Here is a 19,005-nt window from a genome sequence, read left to right on the forward strand (position 1 = left end):
TTTGATAAAATTTGGCACCGATGGGTGGAGGGGAATTATTGCCCGGGATTTTACCTTTGCCAATTTAGAAAAGGTAAGTCTGGGGTTAGCCGCTTATTTGCAGGAAAAGTACCGCAATGGAGCGGTGGTGGTAGGTTATGATTGCCGCTTTTTATCCGACCGGTTTGCAGAGACCGTGGCGGAAATCCTTTTAAAAAGTGGTTTTGACGTTTATCTTCCGGAGAAATTTGTGCCCACTCCTTATGTAGCCTTTGCCATTAAAAAATTAAACGCGATTGGCGGGGTAATGTTAACCGCCAGCCACAACCCGCCGGAATATAACGGCTTTAAATTTATCCCCGACTATGCCGGACCGGCCCTGCCCGATGTGACCGACCGCTTAGAGCAGTTAATAAACAGTGAAGCCAAACCCGCAAAAAGAGAACCTGGGAGAAAGCTTACTTTAAACTTAGAAGACAAATACATCCTACATTTAATTAACCTGACCGGCTTAAATCCGGGGCAGGGCCTGATTGTAATTGACCCGATGTACGGGGCCGGTCAGGGCTATCTGGAAAAAATATTAGGGGATTTCGGTTATAATCTTTATACCCTTAGAAACTACCGGGATCCTCTCTTTGGCGACGGTATGCCCGAACCCAAAAAAAAGGAGCTCCAGCCGCTGGTTGAAGAAATAAAGCGGCGAGGGGCAGATTTGGGCCTGGCCTTAGATGGGGATGCGGACCGGTTTGGGGTGGTGGAAGGGGAGCGGCTTTTTACCGCCAATGAAATTTTAGCCCTTACCTACCACTATTTACTTGAAAGCGGGCGGGGAGGCGATGTAGCCCGGACGGTGCCCACCACTCACCTTTTAGATAAGATGGCCCGGGCTAATGGCTATGAAGTGATTGAAACACCGGTAGGTTTTAAGTACATCGGCAAAGCCATAAGAGAAGGAGCAGTCTTAGGCGGTGAAGAATCCGGGGGACTGTCGATAGCGGGGCATGTGCCGGAAAAAGATGGAATCTTAGCCGATCTCCTAGCGGTAAAAATCCGGGAATATTTTAAAAAGCCCCTATCACAGGTATTAGAAGATATTTACGACCGCTACGGCCGGGTTTACTCCCGCCGGGATGACTATAAAACTACGCCGGAGCAAAAGGAAGAAATTTTAAAGCGAATGTCTTCGCTAAAACTTACGGAAATTGCTGGTGAAAAGGTCGTCCGGGTAAGCCGAATTGACGGGGTAAAGTGGGAACTTCAAAGGGGCGGCTTTGTCCTGGTGCGAGCTTCCGGCACGGAGCCGGTCTTTAGAATTTACGGTGAAGCTGAAACTTCCGCCAAATTGGATTCACTTTTAAACGAAATGAAAATACTCCTTCTAGGGACGGTTCGGACGGTTCTGTGAGGTCATTTTGAGGAAAATTGAAAATAATAAGAGCGGGCTTTGACCCGCTTTTAATTTAGCCGGCAGGAGCCGTTCCTAGGAATACACCGACCACTGACCACTTATGCCATACCACCATTAACGGGCGCACTCCGGTGCGCTTATTTTTATGTCCGGCAAAGACGATACCAACAGGTGGCGAAGGGCAGCGGTTTGGAAAAACTTTTTAACAGCCTAATTGCCTAACATACGGTATAATGTTGTTAGGTGATAAAAAGTGCAAAAAAAGGCAGCTTACGGCTTATTAATATTGTTTCTTTCGGTGCTACTCTTTTTAGTTTATCAAAACCTTTTCACCCAGGCGGCGGTGTTTGCTTTAGGCCTTGGTTTTGGTTATGCGGTTAGCCGTTCCCGCTTTTGCTTTGCATCAGCTTTTCGGGATTTAATCATGTTTCGGGATAAAGCCATGAGCCGGGGAGTTACAGTCTTAATCGCTGTATCTGCTGCTGGTTTTTTTGTAATCCAATTGTTAGCTGTATTAGGGGGACATGCACCTCCGGGGAAAATAAATCCGGTGGGCTGGCATTTGGTCATCGGCGGCATTATTTTTGGCGTTGGTATGGTTTTAGCCGGTGGCTGTGTGATTAGTACTTTAGTCCGGGTGGGAGAAGGGTTTTTCCACTACTGGGGAGTATTGCTGGGAATAGTAATTGGCTCAGTCCTAGGAGCCTTTGGTTATGGCTTCTGGAAAGATAGTTTAACTGCTGCCAAAAAGTTCTGGCTTCCCGGGATTATTGGCTGGATACCGACACTCCTTATCTATGTAATAGTATTTTTCTTTTTGTTTAAAGCTTTGCAGGAGGAGAGGTAAATGGAAATCAAAGTAGACTTAACCGGTGAAGTCTGCCCGGTTCCCCTTTGGCGGGTGCAGGAAGAATTAAAGAAAATGCAGCCGGGAGATAAGATTATCGTAATCACCGATTTCAGCCGTTCAGTACGTAACATAGTTGATTTAGCGGTAAGGCTTAAATACGATTACGACTTAGAAGAAATTTCTCCCGGTATCTGGGAAGTTAGCGTTATAAAGGGGTAGGACCGATGAAAAAAGTTGACCTTGGCTGGTCGGAAATCAAAGGTGGAATAATTCTTGGTATTTTAAATATTTTATTATTACTTACCTGGGGGAAGCCCTGGGGTATCACCCACATCCTTACCGACTGGGGTACCTGGTGGCTAAAAGTTTTGGGTTTTTGCCCGGAGAGGTGGGCTTATTACCAGGAGGTTTATCCCAATTCTTTTTTCAAAACTACCCTGTTTTCCCACGAAAATCTCTTGGTAGTTGGAACCATTTTAGGAGGGCTTTTTGCCGCCCTCTGGCACAACGAATTTCGCCCCAAAAAAATAAAATCCCCAGGGAAATTTTTGCTGGGGATTATTGGAGGCGTTTTTATGGGCTTTGGGGCTAGACTTGCCCTTGGCTGCAATATTGGCAACCTGGTAGGGGGTATAGCCTCCTTTTCTCTTCACGGCTGGATTTTTGGCGGCTCTTTAATTATTGGCACGTATCTTGGTATATTATTTTTAAAAAAATATGTCCTTTAACAAAACTCTAAAGCCGCAGGACCGATAATAAACCTTAAAAACCTTTTGGCCAGTGGACTAAAGGTACGGTCTTTGCGGTAAACCAGTAAAAACGGCATAGTAAGCTCCATATCTTTTAAGGTAAGGTAGTGGAGCTCTTTGCGGTGATACTCTTTTTTAACCGCTTCTAAGCAGGAAATAGAGACACCGTGTCCTTTTTTTACCGCTTCTAAAACCCCTTGAAAGCTTCCTAATTCTAAAACAATATTTAACTCAGAAGCCGGGATTCCGGTTTTTTTAATTGCCTCAAAAAACACTTCCCGCACCGAAGAGCCCGGTTCGCGCAGGATCAAAGGAAGTTTTTTAAGTTCCTCAATAGTAATTGAATTTTGCTGGGCCTGGGGAAGTTCGGGGGAGGTGATTACTACTACCTGACTCTCTCCCACTTTTTTTATTTCTAAATCGGGATTTGTAAATTCTGGGCCTTCTGCCAATCCAAAATCCACTTTCCCATCCAGGACCAAAGCAATAACCTTCTGGGAGTTATCCACTTCAATTCTAATATTGGCTTCGGGAAATTTTTCCTTAAAGCTCCAAACGTTACAGGGCAGGGCAAAATTGCCAATAGTGGTGCTGGCTCCAATGACAATAGTTTGGGCATTGGTACCAAGTAAATTGTCTATCTCCCTTTCTAACTTTTCGTGTTCAGCCAAAAAGTGCTGGGCGTATTTATAAACCAGCTCGCCGGCGGGGGTAAGCTTTACCCCCGTTGCTGACCGTTCAAATAATTTTGTGCCGTAAAAATTTTCCATTGCCTGCACTTGAGCCGAGATTGCTGGCTGGGTCAGGTGCATTAATTTAGCTGCTTTTGTGAAACTCCTTACTTTAGCAATTTGACAGAAAAGTTCAAACTGGTATAAATTCATGCTTTCTTCCCCCGTTGCTTATATCAATATTTATTATATCATAACTTTGCTGAAAATTAATTTGGGCAAAAACAATTCAAAGAATAATTTTATGGGTATAAATTTGTCTTTATAACCCCATAAGTCTTTGCGATTACCTTCACAAACCGAACCTGCTTTACAATTAAATCAGATAGTGAAAATCAGCACGAGTAAAGGGGGAAGGAGTATGAAGCTAACCCGGAGGAGCTTTTTAAAAGCCTCTGCCGCTACCGGTGCTCTGGCAGCCTTATCCGGCGGTGTAATGTCCTTTGAGCGCTGGTCGGCAAAAGCTGCCGAATCTTCCGATGTAAAGATGATTCCCAGCATTTGTGAAATGTGTGGCACCAAATGCGGCATCATCGTCAAAGTCAAAAATGGCCGGGTGGTAAAAATCGAGGGAAACAAAGACCATCCCAACGGCAAAGGCAAAATCTGTGCCCGGGGTAATGCCGGGATGAAACTTTTGTATGACCCGGACCGCTTAAAACAGCCACTTAAAAGAGAAGGGGACAAATTTGTACCGATATCCTGGGAGCAGGCGTTTCGTGAAATTGGCGAAAAGCTCAAAGAAATTAAAGCCAAATATGGACCGGAGGCGCTGGTGTGGAGTACTCACCCAGAACTTGTTAATGACTACGAAGTAATCTTTAACCAGGCCTTTGGTTCGCCAAATTTAAGCCCCCATGCTCCGACCTGCTACTCTCCGCGGAATGCGGCTTATAAAGCAATATACGGGGACGTACCTACTGTCGATTACGGCAATGTTAAGTACTACATTTCCTGCGGTCGCAATCTGGTGGAAGGAATAAGCGTAAGCCAGGTTACCGGTATCATGAAAGCCAAGGAAAAAGGGGCGAAAATAATTGTCCTGGACCCCCGGTACTCCAATTTTGCGGCGCTGGCGTCCGAATGGGTGCCCATAAGACCGGGTACCGACCTTGCGTTCCTTTTGGCGATGATCTACCTCATTATTAAAAATGAGTGGTACGACAAAGAGTTTGTAGCTAACTACACCGTTGGCTTTGATGAAGTTGCTGCAGAAGTGGAAAAATACACTCCGAAATGGGCCGAAGAAATAACCGGTATTCCGGCGGCAACTATTGAGCGGATTACCGAAGAATTTGCCAAAGCCAAACCGGCTGCGGTGATAGACCCGGGCTGGCACACCTCGCGTTATATGAACAGTACCGAAATGGTAAGAGCTGGAGCAGTGATCAATGCTCTCATGGGTAACCTTGGCCAGAAAGGCGGCCTTAAATTTTCCAAGTATAATTTTACCAAAGTCGAAGAGCGGGAAGGTCTCTGGCCAAAGCTGGAAAAACCAAAGGCTAAACGCTTTGACGGTGCTGGCGGCGAAAAATGGCCACTGGCGAAAGGCCTTGGGATGATTCAGATGCTTCCGGAGCATATTTTATCCGGCGAGCCTTACCCAATTAAAGCGTATATCGCCAACCACCACAATCCGGTGCGCTCGGCGGGTAATTCTAAAAAGTGGATTGAAGCTCTAAAGAAACTGGATCTGGTTGTAGTAATTGATGTGCAGATGAGTGAAACTGCTCTTATGGCACACTATGTCTTACCGGAATCCACTTATCTTGAGCGGTTTGATCCGCCGCAAATTGCCGGGAATGCTGTAGCTCTGCGGCAGCCGGCAGTAAAACCGCTTCATAATACTATGGGGGCTGACGATATAATTAAAGAGCTGGCGCATGAGGTGGGTATCGGGCAGTATTTTAACTATACGTTGGAGCAGTTTTCGGATCAGATGTTAAAACCCTTTAACGTAACCTTTAAACAACTTATGGAAAAAGGTGTTATTGCTTTAGACGATGGAAAGCCTGTCAATAAAGTTCCGGAAATTAAGACTGAATCCAAAAAAATCGAGCTTTCTTCACCGGCCTTTGAAAAAGCTGGTACCAAAAGGGTACCGACCTGGGTACCGCCTGGCGTGACTGAAAGGAACGGAAAGCTTCGCTTCCTCCATGGCCATACTGCAGTGCATACCCATACTTCCACCTTTAATAACGAGTACCTGCATGCTCTCATGCCGGAAAACGTCCTTTGGATCAATACCCGGACCGCAGAAAAGCTTGGCATCAATAATGGTGATTTAGTCGAAGTAAAATCGGACTACGGCAAAGTTACCATAAAAGCCAAAGTAACCGAAGCTATTCACCCCGATGCGGTTTTCATGGTGCACGGCTTTGGCGGTTTTTCGCCGTACCAGAAAAAGGCGTACCATAAAGGTGCCAGTACTTCCTTTATCGTTCCTAACCATGCAGAACCGCTTTCGGGAGCTTCGGCCGACTGTGAAGTACTGGTGGAGGTAAGAAAGATAGGAGGTGGGGCCAATGCCTAAGTATGCAATGGTAATTGACATGACCAAATGCGCTGCCTGTCAGGCCTGCACCGTTGCCTGTGAAGCGGAGTGGGGGTTACCTCCCGGGGAAAAATTTACCCGCTTAGAAGAGCGGGAAACTGGTAGTTTTCCCAATGTTCAACGCGAATTTTTACTAATTCAGTGCCAGCACTGTGATAATGCACCCTGTGTGGAGGTATGTCCAACCGGAGCGACTTATAAAAGGGATGACGGCATAGTCCTGGTAGATGAAAAACGCTGTGCCGGTTGCAAATACTGCATGGTAGCCTGTCCCTACCAGGCCCGGGTGATAAATCATGAAAAAGGTGTCCCGGAAAAATGCCGGTTTTGCTATCACCGGGTAGAGCAGGGGAAAAAGCCTGCCTGTGTCTCTACCTGTATCGGCGAAGCCAGGTATTTTGGAGACTTAGATAATCCCAACGATGAAATCCACCGGATTATTCAGGAAAAACAAGCTAAGCCGTTGCGGGGGGATTTGGGCACCAAACCCTCCATTTACTACGTACGCTAAGGAGGGACTCAAATGGCGTGGGGAATAATAATTGCGATCTACCTGTTCTTAGCCGGAGCGGGAGCTGGAGCCTTTTTAATAGCGGTCATGACCGAGCGTTCCGGGGTAAATAAGGATAATGAAGCATTAATTAAAGCCGGAACCATCCTGGCTGCTCCGCTGGTAGCCATAGGTACCCTTTTCCTGGTTCTGGACCTTACCTGGGTGGAAGCTGGGAAATTTGAACCCTGGCGGATTTTCGAACTTTATACTCACTTTACTTCCATGATTACCTGGGGTACCTGGATTTTAACCTTATTTATGCCGGTAGCGTTTGTCTATGGCTGGATGAAGCTAAAAAATCCTTACTATACTAATACTGTTTTGCGCTGTGCCGGAGCGGTTCTGGCTTTTGCTACTTCCGTATACACCGGGGTACTTTTAGGGGTAGTTAAAGCCGTTCCCTTCTGGAACAATGCGGTAATCCCGGTACTTTTTGTTGTATCGGCCTTAGTTACAGGGATGGCTACGGCAATTTTAGGAAGTTTTGCTTTTGGTGGCAAAACTTTACCCGATTTCTTCAAGCCTTTGCATACAGCTTTAGCCGTAATTGAACTTTTACTCCTCTTCTTTTTGCTGATGGTAGCGGTAAATGGTCCAGAGGCGGCAAAACAATCGGCGGATATGATTATTTCCGGGAAATACAGCTTGTACTTCTGGGGAATGCTGGTGTTATTAGGTATTATCTTGCCAGGGGTGATTGGAGCAGTCTCTTCACCCAAAGCCGGCAAAGGAGTAAAAGCATTAGATGCCCTATTAGTGCTGTTAGGCGGTTTTACCTTAAGGGCTTTAATCTTGCTGGCAGCAGTTCCCGTAACTTTAATGAACTAAAAGGGAGGAAGGGCTATGGAACATAACCGGGTCGAAATTTACCGAATCCTTGCGGCGGCAATGAGCGAACCGGATCAAGAATTTTACCGCTGGTTAAAAAAGGACGGGGTAGAAGCTTTTAAAGAATTAGGGGTTAATCTTGGGGAAATTCCTAATTTACCGGAACTTTCTCAAAGCTACCAGGAGTATTTTGGCTTATATGCTCCCAAAGTAAGCCTTATCGAATCGGTATACCGCAAATGGTCTCGTGATCCCGAGGTAGACCCGGTTATGGCCAATAGTCGCGGCTTTCTCATGAGCGACCACGCATTGCATGTGGCGGCTTTATACGAAAAAGCGGGACTTATCATTCCCGAAGATTTTTCGGGAATGCCCGATCATTTAGTATTGGAGCTGGAGTTTATGGCGATGTTAGTAGAAAATAATCATCCCGGCCAAAAAGATTTTTTATCCGACCACTTATCGTTTATTGAACAGGTGGTGGAAAAAGCCAGAGAAGAAAACCTTCAGGGTATTTACCGGGAAATAGTTGAATTTTTAGGGAAGTTTTATCAGGAAGAAAAAAACTTAATCTTGGGAGAGAAGGGAATTTAAAAAAGAAGCAACTGAAAATCCAGAAAGAAATTAGTGCTAATTTTAAGGCTCTAAAGGCTTTAAGCTTTTAGAGCCTTTTTTAATCTTGAAAACTTCTTAACATTTTCCCGAAATCATTTTAAAACCCTTTTGCTAAGATTAAATCCGTCAAAAACACTACAAAGGAGGGTTTAGTCTATGACCAAAGGGGAAAGAAATTTTTACTTTGATGTCATTTTGGGGATTGTAGGAATCACCTGTATTGTTACCGGAATTATGATGGATCTAAAACTTCCCTTGGACACTTCTTTAATGTACTACTTAAACCCGCTGCATAAGGTAACGGGCTACATCTTTACCGTATTGGTTGGAGGCCATTTGATTTTTCATTTCCGCTGGGTAAAAGCTCTAGGCAAGAACATTTTAAAGAATCGGAAAAAAACCCTGGTGTTTGCGGGAGTAGTCACAGCCTCAATTATTGCTCTTTATTTGACCATGACCTTTGGTCCTTTACCGGGACCCGGGATAAAACTTCCCACGGAAGGTATTAAACCTACTTATTTTTCGCAACAATTTTAGACCGGCAGTTTGCCGGTTTTTTTGTTTTTATCCCACTCCCTAAAAGCTCTGCATATTTTATTAATAGAAACTATTTTAGGGGGAAAGAAAATGGCAAGTTTAAAAAGCTTAAAAACCGATTTTGATTTAATTTCCAGGATTACTTTGGAATTTAACCAAAAACCTTCCGTAAAATCCTTTATCTTAGAAAATCCCCACCGGGTAGTTCTTGATTTTTCAGGAGTGCAGGGAGTCGGCCAAAAACAAATCCCGGTGAAAAAGTACAAAATAAGAGAAGTTCGTCTTGCTCAATTTAAACCGGAAATTTTGCGCCTGGTAATCGAAGGGGAAGAAAAACTTTACTATGAAGTAAAAAACAGCGGCAGTACAGTAATTTTAGAAGTATGGGCCAGGCTTTTAGACGGAAAAAGTATAGTATTAGATGCCGGACACGGCGGCAAAGATCCGGGAGCAGTGGGGGCTTTTGGCATAAAAGAAAAAGATGTTACCTTAAAGCTTGTGCTTTCCGGTAAAGTCCTGGTGGAAAAATTAGGCGGTAGAGTAGTGCTTACCCGGGACAGAGACATTTTTGTTCCGCTGCCCCAGCGGGTAAAGTTTGCTAATAACTCGGGAGCCAATGCCTTTATTTCGGTTCACTTAAATGCGGCTACCGACCCCACTGCCCGTGGGATAGAGACCTACTTTAAAGCAGGGCGGGAGGACAGCGAAAGCCTGGCAGCTAAACTGCAAAAGCAGCTAATCGATGAATTTGGCTTTAAAGACCGGGGGCTAAAAACTGCAGCTTTTTATGTTATAAAAAATGTACGCCTGCCGGCGGTTTTGGCAGAAATTGGCTTTGTCACCAACCCCGAGGAAATAAAAATAGTAAATTCTTCTGACGGCTTAGCTCGTTTTGCCCGGGCACTGGCCAAAGCTCTTTTATAATCTTGACAACTTTTTAACATTTCCCTGAAATCTTTTTAAAACCCTCTGGTTATGATATAAATGTAAGCTCCAGCTGGAGCCAAAAATTAACCTGGAGGGTGATTAAAGTGAAAAAAGAATGGGGAAAAAAAGTAATTGCGGGAGCTACTATTATAGGTTTACTTGTGACTGCTGCTCCAGCAGTTTACGCGGCCACCACTAATGATGGCAGTACCTCAACAACTTCAAAAATCGTTGAAACTTACCGCGGTTTTGGCAAACATTTTGGCCGGGCTTTTGGTGGCATGATGGACAATGTTGCCAAGTTTCTGGGAATTGACGTATCTACCTTAATGAGCGAACGGCACAGTGGCAAAACCTTAGCCCAAATTGCCAAAGAAAAAGGTAAAACCGAAGATGAACTGGTAAATTACTTAGTGGAGCAAAAGAAAGCCAAAATTAATCAACTGGTAAAAGACGGTAAAATTACTCAGGCTCAAGCGGATGCTATGCTCCAGAATATTACCGAACGGACCAAACAAATGGTTAACAGCGTAGATCTTGGCCCCAAAGGTTTTGGCCACCGGGGTTTTGGAGTAGTAGGACCGGATGAGTTAGCCAGCTTTTTAGGAATTAATGTAAACACCTTAATAAGCCAGCAGCAGAGCGGAAAAACTCTGGTAGAAATTGCTAAAGCTAAAGGGAAAACCGAGACTGAGCTAATAAACTTTATCGTCACCAAAGAAAAAGAAAAAATTAACCAGCTTGTAAAAGACGGCAAAATAACCCAAACTCAGGCGGATAATTTCTTAAAGAACATAGAAACCCGGGTTAAAAACATGGTCAACAGTACGGCCCTTGGTCCCAAGGGTTTTGGACATCGAGGCGGCTTTAGGGTAACTCCCGCTGAGTTGGCCAGCTTTTTAGGAATTGATGTAAACACCTTAATAAGCCAGCAGCAGAGCGGAAAAACTCTGGTAGAAATTGCTAAAGCTAAAGGGAAAACCGAGACTGAGCTAATAAACTTTATCGTCACCAAAGAAAAAGAAAAAATTAACCAGCTTGTAAAAGACGGCAAAATAACCCAAACCCAGGCGGATAACTTCTTAAAGAACATAGAAACCCGGGTAAAGCAAATGGTTAACAACACCGCCCCAGGTCCCAAAGGTTTTGGTCATCACGGCGGTATGGTTGGTAGAGGTGGTATGGATTTTGACCATGCCCCTATGTTTCAATAACCTCTTACTTAGAAACCTTGCCCTAAACGGGTAAGGTTTTTTCTTTTATATTTTCTTTATAAGTTTGTAACAAAAAACTGGTATAATTACATAAAAAACGTTGGAGATGATTTTATGGCCAAAAAAATTTTAGTGGTGGATGATGAGCCGAAAATTGTCGCCATGGTTAAAAGCTATTTAACCAAAGAAGGATACGAGGTCCTGGGAAGTTTTAACGGCAGCGATGCCCTGAAAGTCTTTCTGCAGGACAAACCGGATCTCATTGTCTTGGATTGGATGATGCCGGGAATGGATGGCATTGAGGTTTTGCGGGAAATAAGAAAAGAAAGCCAAATTCCCATTATCATGCTTACCGCTAAAACCGAAGAAGTAGATAAATTAATTGGCTTTGAGCTTGGGGTAGATGACTACGTAGTAAAACCTTTTAGCCTAAGAGAACTGGCGGCAAGGATCAAAGGGATTTTAAAGCGGGTAGAGGCAAAACAGTCTTCTAAAGCGGAAGTTTTAATTGAAGGCGAGCTTACTCTATACCCCCAAACCCGGGAGGTTTTTTACCAAGAGAATCCAGTAGACCTTACACCAACTGAGTTTAAGTTATTAGAAGCGCTGATGAAAAACCCTGGCAAAGTTTTTAGCCGTCTTGAACTTTTGGAGTATGCTTTAGGCGAGGCGTATGAAGGGTATGAGCGTTCAATAGATACCCATATCAGTAATCTTAGGAAAAAAATCGAAAAAGATCCTGCCAATCCAGAATACATCCAAACGGTCTTTGGGGTAGGCTACAAATTAAAGCCCAGGGGATGAGGAGATGAAAATCACTGTAAAAATCACCGCTGCTCTTTTGGCTGTAGCGTTATTGTCAGTGTTGGTAACCTCTTTTTTTGCTGTTCAGGAAATAAGCAATTCGTTTAATGCGTATATTAAGCAAAACTTATCTTCTAGAGCTCAGGTCTTAGTAAATTATATTCAAGAACTTTATTTTGCTGGAGGATGGGAAGCGGTCCAGGCAGGATTTCAATTTAACCGGGGAAGAGGTCCTGGTGGTCCTGGGCATATGCGGGGAGAAAGGATCATCATAACGTCAGCGGATGGTACAGTAGTAGTTGACAATGACCTGGAGTACCTGGGCAGAAATGAGAAGCAGTTAAATCTAAAAAACGGGCAGGAGATTTATTTAAACGGCGAAAAAATTGGTACCTTATATTTACAGCCATTTACCATTTACGGCCTTTTAGAAGAAAGTTTTATTGCCTCAGTTAAAAAAGCTAATATTCTTGGTGGGATTTTAGCTGTGGCTCTGGCCTTAATTTTAGGGGTTTTTCTCTCGGGACGCATTTTAGCTCCCCTTAAAGCTTTAATAGCGGTAGTGGGAGAGTTTAACGGAAAAAATCTTCACTTACGGGCGCCCCAAATGACCAAAGACGAGATTGGTGAACTGGCCGCTGCTTTTAACCGGATGGCCGATACTTTAGAAAAAAACGAAAAGCTACGCCGGCAGATGATAGCCGATATTGCCCATGAGTTAAGAACGCCTCTTTCCATCTTGCAAGGAAATTTTGAACTTTTTTTAGAGGGAGTTATCGAAGCAGATCAGGAAAACCTGCAGTCTTTAGCGGAAGAAGTAAAGCGCCTTACCCGGATGGTTGAAGAATTACGGGAACTTTCCCTGGCAGAGGCGGGAGAACTTAAAATTTTTCCTGTTGTGGTTGAATTAAACCAGTTTTTCGGAGAAGTAGCAATGCCGTTTTTACCTATAGCCGAAACTAAAAATATTAAATTTGAACTAAACTTACCGGAAAAAGGGTTGAAATACACCTTTGACCCTGACCGGATAAAACAGGTAGTTTACAACCTTTTAGCCAATGCCTTTCAATATACCGGTGAAGGAGGCCGCGTGACCCTAAAAGTAGACCTAAAGGAAAAACTTTACTTAGAAGTGGCCGACACCGGTCCGGGAATACTCCCGGAGGATTTACCATATATTTTTGAACGTTTTTATCGGGGAGAAAAATCCCGTTCCCGAACCACCGGTGGTTCCGGCTTGGGGCTGGCTATCGCCAAAAGTCTGGTAGAAGCCCATGGCGGAAAAATCTGGGTCGAAAGCACTCCTGGCCAGGGCACCACCTTTAAAGTAGTACTTTAGGGACAGTCCCCAATTTAGCCTTGTACGGTAATTTTAGGGACTGTCCCTAAAATTACACTTGCTTGTTTACAAGGGGTGTGCTATAATTTACTTTGTGTTAATATTTGAAAACGGGGTGAGAATGATGAAGCCTGGAATCCATCCGGAATACGGTAAAGCACGGGTTATATGTGCTTGCGGCGAGACCTTTGAAACCGGCTCTACGAAAAAAGAGATCCGGGTTGAAATATGTTCTAAGTGCCATCCCTTCTATACCGGTTCGCAACGGACAGTAGAAGCCCGGGGTCGTGCCGAGCAGTTTAAGAAAAAGTACGGTCTCTAAAACAAAGCAGAGCATCTTAGGCTCTGCGTTTTTTTTAGAAGTGGGGAGAGAATATGAAATTTAACTACGGAGGACAGGCGGTTATCGAAGGGGTTATGATGCGCGGCCCGGAAAAATGGGCAGTGGCAGTTCGCACTCCTTCAGGTAAAATTGAAATAGAGGAACGGCCGGTAGCGGCTGCTGTAAACAGTAAATTTTTTAAACTTCCCTTAATCCGGGGCCTTGTTGCCTTGTACGACGCTTTAGTCCTCGGCATTGAAGCTTTAGTTTATTCGGCCAACCAGGCAGTGGAGGAAGAAGAGGAAAAACTAAATAAAGGGGAGCTTGGGGTTTCCATGCTTTTAGCCTTTGCCCTGGGGATTGGGCTTTTTGTGGTGCTTCCCACCTGGGCAGCCCATGCTTCGGCTCCTGTTATTAAAGCCTACTGGGCCCAAAACCTGGTAGAAGGAGTGATTCGGGTAATCTTGTTTTTCCTTTATGTCTGGGCTATCGGCCGTGTGGAAGATATCCAGCGGGTTTTTGCCTACCATGGAGCGGAACATAAAACCATACACGCCTATGAAGCAGGCGATGAGCTTACCGTGGAGAATGTTCGCAAATATACCACCTTACATCCCCGCTGCGGTACCAGTTTTCTTTTAATAGTGATGATTGTGAGCATTATTATTTTTTCTCTGTTAGGGGACCAAAACTTACTGGGGCGAATTTTAAGTAGAATTATTCTGATACCGGTGGTAGCCGGGGTAAGCTATGAAGTGTTAAAAGGGTCGGCCCAAATAAGTAATACCCTTTTGGGCAAGGTTTTAACGGCGCCGGGACTGTGGTTGCAGAAGCTTACCACCCGGGAGCCGGACGACAGTATGCTGGAAGTGGCCATAACATCGTTAAAAGCGGTAATAAAGGATGAGGTGAAGGCTTAATGTTTGATAAGTTAGAGCAACTGGAAGAAAAATACGAGGAACTTTCCCGGCTTATTTCCGACCCGGAGGTAATCTCTGACACAAAGCGGTGGCAGGGTTACGTCAAAGCCCATGCGGAAATTGAAGAAATAGTTCAGGTCTACCGGGAATATAAAAAGACCAAAAAGGAAATTGAAGATGCAGAAATGATGTTAGATGAAAAACTTGACCCGGAATTTCGGGAACTGGTGCAAAGGGAGCTTCAAGAACTAAAAGACCGGCGGGAGGAATTAGAAGCAAAGCTTAAAATCCTTCTTCTCCCTAAAGACCCCAACGATGAGAAAAACGTCATTATGGAAATCCGGGCGGGGGCCGGTGGGGAGGAAGCAGCCCTTTTTGCGGGTGACCTTTTCCGGATGTATTCCAAGTATGCCGACCGGATGGGCTGGAAAGTGGAAATTATGGACAGTAACCCTACCGACCTAGGCGGTTTTAAAGAAGTCATCTTTACCATTGAAGGTAAAGGGGTATATTCGCGGATGAAATTTGAAAGCGGGGTCCACCGGGTACAAAGGGTTCCTACCACCGAATCGGGTGGCCGGATTCATACCTCTACCGCTACGGTAGCGGTTTTACCGGAAGCGGAGGAAGTGGAAGTGGAGATAAACCCCAATGACCTAAGAATCGATGTGTTCTGCTCGTCGGGGGCTGGTGGCCAGCACGTAAACAAGACCGAGTCGGCGGTACGGATTACCCATATCCCTACGGGTATTGTGGTGTCCTGTCAGGACGAAAAGTCGCAGCTGAAAAATAAAGAACGGGCGATGAAGATCCTCCGGGCCCGCCTTTTAGATAAAGCCCGGCAGGAACAGGAAGCAGAGCTGGCGTCTGCCCGGAAGTCCCAGGTGGGTACCGGGGACCGCAGTGAGCGCATTAGAACCTACAACTTTCCCCAAAACCGGGTTACTGACCACCGGATTGGCTTAACCCTTCACCGCTTGGATGCGGTTTTAGAAGGGGATTTAGATGAAATTATTGATGCGTTAATTACCACTGACCAGGCAGAGCGCTTAAAGCAGGTGGACAGTAATGCCTAAAACCCTGCGGGAGGCGCTTTTATGGGCAAAAGAAGTTTTAGCTAAGGCCGGCATTGAAATGCCAGCCTTAGATGCTGAAGTCTTACTTGCCCATGTCCTTGGTATAAGCCGGGTAGGTATTTACACTAAAACCGACCGGATTCTGTCGGATTTTGAATGGGAACGCTTTACTGACCACGTAAAGCGGCGGGCGGCAAGAATACCGCTGGCATATCTTACCGGAAAAAAGGAGTTTTACGGTTTAGATTTTTTTGTAACTCCCGAAGTATTAATCCCTCGTCCGGAGACGGAACTCATGGTCGAAGAAGGAATAAGTTTTTTACGTAAATACCGGGGGCTTAAGTTAATCGCTGACGTAGGTACCGGTTCGGGGGCGGTGGGGATTTCTATTGCCCGCCATATCCCCTTAGGTTTATTTTTTCTTTTAGATATTTCTCAGGAAGCTTTAAAAGTTGCTAAAGTTAATGCTCGCCACCATGGGGTTTATGACCGGGCAATCTTTGGTCAGGGGGATTTACTGGAGCCCCTTTTTTATCTGGATTTTAAAGGGAAGTTCTCCTTGATAACCGCAAACCTTCCCTATATACCAACCGGTGAATTGAAAGACCTTATGCCTGAAGTAAAAAAAGAACCGACTTTAGCTTTAGATGGTGGCTATGATGGTTTAGAACTTTACCGCCGTTTATTACCCCAGGCCCATCAACTTTTAGCGGATGAGGGGATAATACTTTTAGAAATTGCCCCGTACCAGGGAAAAGCTATAACCGAAGAAACCCGGAGCCTTTTTCAAGGGGAAATCAAAAAAGATTTAGCCGGAAAAGACCGGCTGGTAGTTTTAAGAAAAAAATAACATCGCCCGGGGGCAAGGGATGCTCCAGGGCGATGTTTATTTTTTCCGGGATGTTGGAGATTAGCCATAGATATTTTAGCCGCACCTACAACTTTCTTTTTAGGAATTTTAACCGAATTTTAAGAAAACTTGCCGGAAAAACTTAATTAAAGTAAGATAATGTATATGAAAATAACCTCATAGTGAACAAAGGTGCAAAAATGGAGACCAAAATTTTAACGGTAAATCCTGAAAATCCCGAACTACATATTATCAATGAAGCGTCCGCGTACATTAAAAAAGGAGAGCTAGTGGCGTTTCCTACCGAGACGGTTTATGGTTTAGGAGCCGATGCCTTTAACTCCGCGGCGGTATTAAAAATCTTTGCAGCCAAGGGGCGTCCTCAGGATAATCCTTTAATTATTCATATTGCCCGGCACGAAGATATATATAAAGTAGCTGCTAAGGTTGATTCTAGAGCCCAAAGACTTATCGAGAAATTTTGGCCGGGCCCTTTAACTTTAGTCCTGCCCCGGCGGGCAGAAGTTCCTGAGGTGGTTTCCGCCGGCCTTCCTACCGTTGCGGTGCGCCTTCCCGACCATCCGGTGGCGGTGATGCTGATCGAAGCGGCAAAAACCCCCATTGCCGCTCCCAGTGCCAATCGGTCTGGACGACCCAGTCCTACCAGTCCCGAGCATGTGCTTGAAGACTTATCCGGGAAAATTGCGGCGGTGTTAGCTGGCGGGTCTTGCCGCATAGGAGTTGAGTCGACGGTATTAGATTTAACGGTAGAGCCTCCGGTAATCCTAAGACCAGGAGGAATAACTCCGGAAATGTTGGCGGAAGTCTTAGGCGAGGTTCGCCACTTTAGTCCCCAAGACCTGAAGGCACCTAAGGCGCCGGGGATGAAATACCCCCATTATGCCCCGAAAGCGCCGCTTTATCTTATAAAAGCTCCGGATATTGGGGATAGCGCCCGGAACTATCTTTCCCAGGGTAAAAAAGTGGGCTTACTGGTATCTTATGAAACCCGGGAAAAATATTTAAAAGCTTTCAAAGGTAAGCTTTTAACCCTGGGGAGTCAAAGTAATCCTTCCGAACTTCTCCATAATTTATACGATAAACTCCGGGAATTTGACCGGATGGATGTGGAAATTATTTTAGCGGAGACCTACCCCGAGGAAGGTCTTTATTTGGCCTTGATGAACCGCTTAAAAAAAGCAGCAGCGGGCAAGTTTATATCATAATTGGGAGGACTACAATGAGTTTTTGGGAAATTACTTTACTGGCAGTGGCTTTGGGTACCGACTCCTTTTCCCTGTGTGTAGGTCTGGGGATGGGGCGAATTAAACGGCAGGAAATTATCGCCCTATCCCTTACAGTTTTAGTTTACCATATCGTAATGCCTATTCTTGGCTGGTATGCTGGTGATTTAACGGGAAGGTTTTTGGGAAGGGTTGCCACTTATATCGGTGCTGCTATCTTAATCTACCTGGGCTATAAAATGATAAGGCAAGGTCTTTCTCCGGAAGACAAGCTTCCAACTATTAATTATAATCTCGCTGGACTTTTAATCATTGGCCTTTCGGTTAGTATGGATGCTTTATCGGTAGGCTTTACCCTGGGCACGGTAAAAGTAAACCTCTGGCTAGTTGCTCTCACCACTGGTATTATAGCCGGCTTAATGACCCTGGCCGGGCTAATAACAGGTCGAAGGGTAAGCAAAGTTTTCGGGGAACGGGCTCAATTAGTAGGTGGGCTAATTTTATTATTAATTGCGGGGAAGCTTATCTTTTAGGGGGTGAGGTATGAACATCTTATTTGTATGCACCGGTAATACCTGCCGAAGCCCAATGGCCCAATATTTATTTAATAAAATTGCAGCTGAAAAAGGTCTGGCCCACGAAGCGCTGTCGGTGGGGCTTTATGCCTTGGACGGCGACCCTGCTACGGAGCAGGCGGTGCAAGCCCTTCAGGAGGAAGGGATTGACCTTTCCTCCCATAAAGCAACCCGCCTTTTTGAAGGGATTACCCGGGAGGCAGACCTCATCTTGACTATGAGCCGGGGACATAAAGAAGCTCTTTTACAACTTTTTCCCGACCTGGGAAACAAAGTATATACCTTAAAAGAATATGTAGGTGAAGAAGGCGATGTAGCCGATCCCTTTGGCGGGGACATTGAGGTCTACCGGCAGACGGCTTTGGAGTTGAAACAGCTTATTTTAAAATTAATTGCTAAAATTGAAGCTAAAGGAGCGGAGGAAGATGAAAATAGCGATCGGGTCTGATCATGCAGGATTTAACTTGAAAGAAGAAGTTAAAAAGCATTTGGAAAAAAAAGGCCTTTTGGTCCTTGATAAAGGCACGTTTTCAGCGGAAGCTGTCGATTACCCCGACTTTGGCGAAGCTGTGGCGGAAGCGGTGGTAAAAAAAGAAGCGGATTTTGGTATTGTAATCTGCGGCACGGGGATAGGTATTTCCATTGCTGCCAATAAAGTGCCCGGCATTCGAGCAGCTTTATGCTCGGATACTTTTTCTGCTCATTCGGCCCGGGAGCATAACAATGCCAACGTCTTAGCCTTGGGGGCCCGGGTAGTGGGGACAGGCCTTGCTCTTGACATAGTAGATACTTTTCTGGGAGCCTCCTTTGAAGGTGGCCGCCACGCCCGCCGGGTAGAAAAAATAGCGGGAATAGAGAAGAAATATTTGAGATAAGATGTGAGAAATGGAAACAAGGTTTTTTCTTACTTCTAATTTCCAAGTATCT

At 45.0% G+C, this 19,005-nt stretch carries 22 protein-coding genes; 21 read left to right on the forward strand and 1 reads right to left on the reverse strand.

The annotated features are described in order from the left end of the window. Position 1 precedes the first annotated feature (1 nt). From cpu_RS03555 to cpu_RS03570, 4 genes are all read left to right on the forward strand, one after another. Positions 2-1,387, forward strand: a complete 1,386-nt coding sequence (locus tag cpu_RS03555; protein WP_200800632.1) for a phosphoglucomutase/phosphomannomutase family protein — start codon at positions 2-4, stop codon at positions 1,385-1,387. A gap of 256 nt (positions 1,388-1,643) precedes the next feature. Beyond that, complete coding sequence (locus cpu_RS03560) at positions 1,644-2,237, forward strand: YeeE/YedE thiosulfate transporter family protein (protein ID WP_077177152.1); 594 nt, start codon at positions 1,644-1,646, stop codon at positions 2,235-2,237. Continuing rightward, positions 2,238-2,459 (forward strand): sulfurtransferase TusA family protein, encoded by a 222-nt coding sequence (locus cpu_RS03565; protein ID WP_075858667.1) that lies wholly within the window; start codon positions 2,238-2,240, stop codon positions 2,457-2,459. A gap of 5 nt (positions 2,460-2,464) precedes the next feature. Next, on the forward strand, positions 2,465-2,968 hold the full coding sequence (locus tag cpu_RS03570; RefSeq protein ID WP_075858668.1) for a YeeE/YedE thiosulfate transporter family protein: 504 nt from the start codon (positions 2,465-2,467) through the stop codon (positions 2,966-2,968). On the opposite strand, the gene cpu_RS03575 is transcribed toward cpu_RS03570, so the two are convergent. Continuing rightward, entirely contained in the window at positions 2,965-3,873 is a 909-nt protein-coding gene (locus cpu_RS03575; RefSeq protein ID WP_075858670.1) for a LysR family transcriptional regulator, read from the reverse strand. The two genes, cpu_RS03570 and cpu_RS03575, sit on opposite strands and share 4 nt — an antisense overlap. 208 nt (positions 3,874-4,081) lie before the next feature. Here cpu_RS03575 and cpu_RS03580 point away from each other — a divergent pair, with 208 nt between their 5' ends. The 17 genes from cpu_RS03580 (at position 4,082) to rpiB (ending at position 18,953) form a co-directional block, all read left to right on the forward strand. After that, entirely contained in the window at positions 4,082-6,253 is a 2,172-nt protein-coding gene (locus cpu_RS03580) for a molybdopterin-containing oxidoreductase family protein (RefSeq protein ID WP_075858671.1), read from the forward strand. After that, entirely contained in the window at positions 6,246-6,785 is a 540-nt protein-coding gene (locus tag cpu_RS03585; protein ID WP_075858672.1) for a 4Fe-4S dicluster domain-containing protein, read from the forward strand. Before cpu_RS03580 ends, cpu_RS03585 begins: the two co-directional genes overlap by 8 nt. A 12-nt stretch (positions 6,786-6,797) precedes the next feature. Continuing rightward, positions 6,798-7,655, forward strand: a complete 858-nt coding sequence (nrfD, locus tag cpu_RS03590) for an NrfD/PsrC family molybdoenzyme membrane anchor subunit (protein ID WP_075858673.1) — start codon at positions 6,798-6,800, stop codon at positions 7,653-7,655. Positions 7,656-7,670: 15 nt separating this feature from the next. Further along, positions 7,671-8,249 (forward strand): TorD/DmsD family molecular chaperone, encoded by a 579-nt coding sequence (locus cpu_RS03595; protein ID WP_075858674.1) that lies wholly within the window; start codon positions 7,671-7,673, stop codon positions 8,247-8,249. 177 nt (positions 8,250-8,426) lie between these two features. Beyond that, positions 8,427-8,807, forward strand: a complete 381-nt coding sequence (locus cpu_RS03600; RefSeq protein WP_075858675.1) for a DUF4405 domain-containing protein — start codon at positions 8,427-8,429, stop codon at positions 8,805-8,807. A 90-nt stretch (positions 8,808-8,897) separates the two neighbouring features. Further along, positions 8,898-9,731 (forward strand): N-acetylmuramoyl-L-alanine amidase, encoded by an 834-nt coding sequence (locus cpu_RS03605; RefSeq protein ID WP_075858676.1) that lies wholly within the window; start codon positions 8,898-8,900, stop codon positions 9,729-9,731. A 107-nt stretch (positions 9,732-9,838) separates the two neighbouring features. Beyond that, positions 9,839-10,948, forward strand: a complete 1,110-nt coding sequence (locus cpu_RS03610) for a DUF2680 domain-containing protein (protein ID WP_075858677.1) — start codon at positions 9,839-9,841, stop codon at positions 10,946-10,948. Positions 10,949-11,062: 114 nt separating this feature from the next. Beyond that, complete coding sequence (locus cpu_RS03615) at positions 11,063-11,752, forward strand: response regulator transcription factor (RefSeq protein WP_075858678.1); 690 nt, start codon at positions 11,063-11,065, stop codon at positions 11,750-11,752. A gap of 4 nt (positions 11,753-11,756) precedes the next feature. Then, a complete protein-coding gene (locus cpu_RS03620; protein WP_075858679.1) occupies positions 11,757-13,091 on the forward strand; it encodes a sensor histidine kinase in 1,335 nt (444 codons plus the stop codon). A gap of 124 nt (positions 13,092-13,215) precedes the next feature. After that, positions 13,216-13,413, forward strand: coding sequence for a 50S ribosomal protein L31 (gene rpmE, locus cpu_RS03625; RefSeq protein ID WP_011345431.1), 198 nt, complete (start codon positions 13,216-13,218; stop codon positions 13,411-13,413). A gap of 53 nt (positions 13,414-13,466) precedes the next feature. Beyond that, a complete protein-coding gene (locus cpu_RS03630; RefSeq protein ID WP_075858680.1) occupies positions 13,467-14,333 on the forward strand; it encodes a DUF1385 domain-containing protein in 867 nt (288 codons plus the stop codon). Further along, a complete protein-coding gene (gene prfA / locus cpu_RS03635) occupies positions 14,333-15,409 on the forward strand; it encodes a peptide chain release factor 1 (RefSeq protein WP_075858681.1) in 1,077 nt (358 codons plus the stop codon). Before cpu_RS03630 ends, prfA begins: the two co-directional genes overlap by 1 nt. Then, positions 15,402-16,259 (forward strand): peptide chain release factor N(5)-glutamine methyltransferase, encoded by an 858-nt coding sequence (gene prmC, locus cpu_RS03640; RefSeq protein WP_075858682.1) that lies wholly within the window; start codon positions 15,402-15,404, stop codon positions 16,257-16,259. Before prfA ends, prmC begins: the two co-directional genes overlap by 8 nt. Before the next feature lie 200 nt (positions 16,260-16,459). After that, positions 16,460-17,485: an L-threonylcarbamoyladenylate synthase gene (locus cpu_RS03645; RefSeq protein WP_075858683.1), complete on the forward strand. Its 1,026-nt coding sequence runs from the start codon at positions 16,460-16,462 to the stop codon at positions 17,483-17,485. A 14-nt stretch (positions 17,486-17,499) separates the two neighbouring features. Further along, a complete protein-coding gene (locus cpu_RS03650) occupies positions 17,500-18,036 on the forward strand; it encodes a manganese efflux pump MntP (RefSeq protein WP_075858684.1) in 537 nt (178 codons plus the stop codon). A gap of 10 nt (positions 18,037-18,046) precedes the next feature. After that, positions 18,047-18,526: a low molecular weight protein arginine phosphatase gene (locus cpu_RS03655; protein ID WP_075858685.1), complete on the forward strand. Its 480-nt coding sequence runs from the start codon at positions 18,047-18,049 to the stop codon at positions 18,524-18,526. Beyond that, positions 18,504-18,953 (forward strand): ribose 5-phosphate isomerase B, encoded by a 450-nt coding sequence (rpiB, locus tag cpu_RS03660; RefSeq protein ID WP_075858686.1) that lies wholly within the window; start codon positions 18,504-18,506, stop codon positions 18,951-18,953. The genes cpu_RS03655 and rpiB overlap by 23 nt, the downstream gene beginning before the upstream one ends. The last annotated feature ends 52 nt before the right edge of the window (positions 18,954-19,005 follow it).

Origin of the sequence: Carboxydothermus pertinax (assembly GCF_001950255.1) — a bacterium.
GTDB classification, from domain to species: Bacteria; Bacillota; Z-2901; order Carboxydothermales; family Carboxydothermaceae; genus Carboxydothermus; species Carboxydothermus pertinax.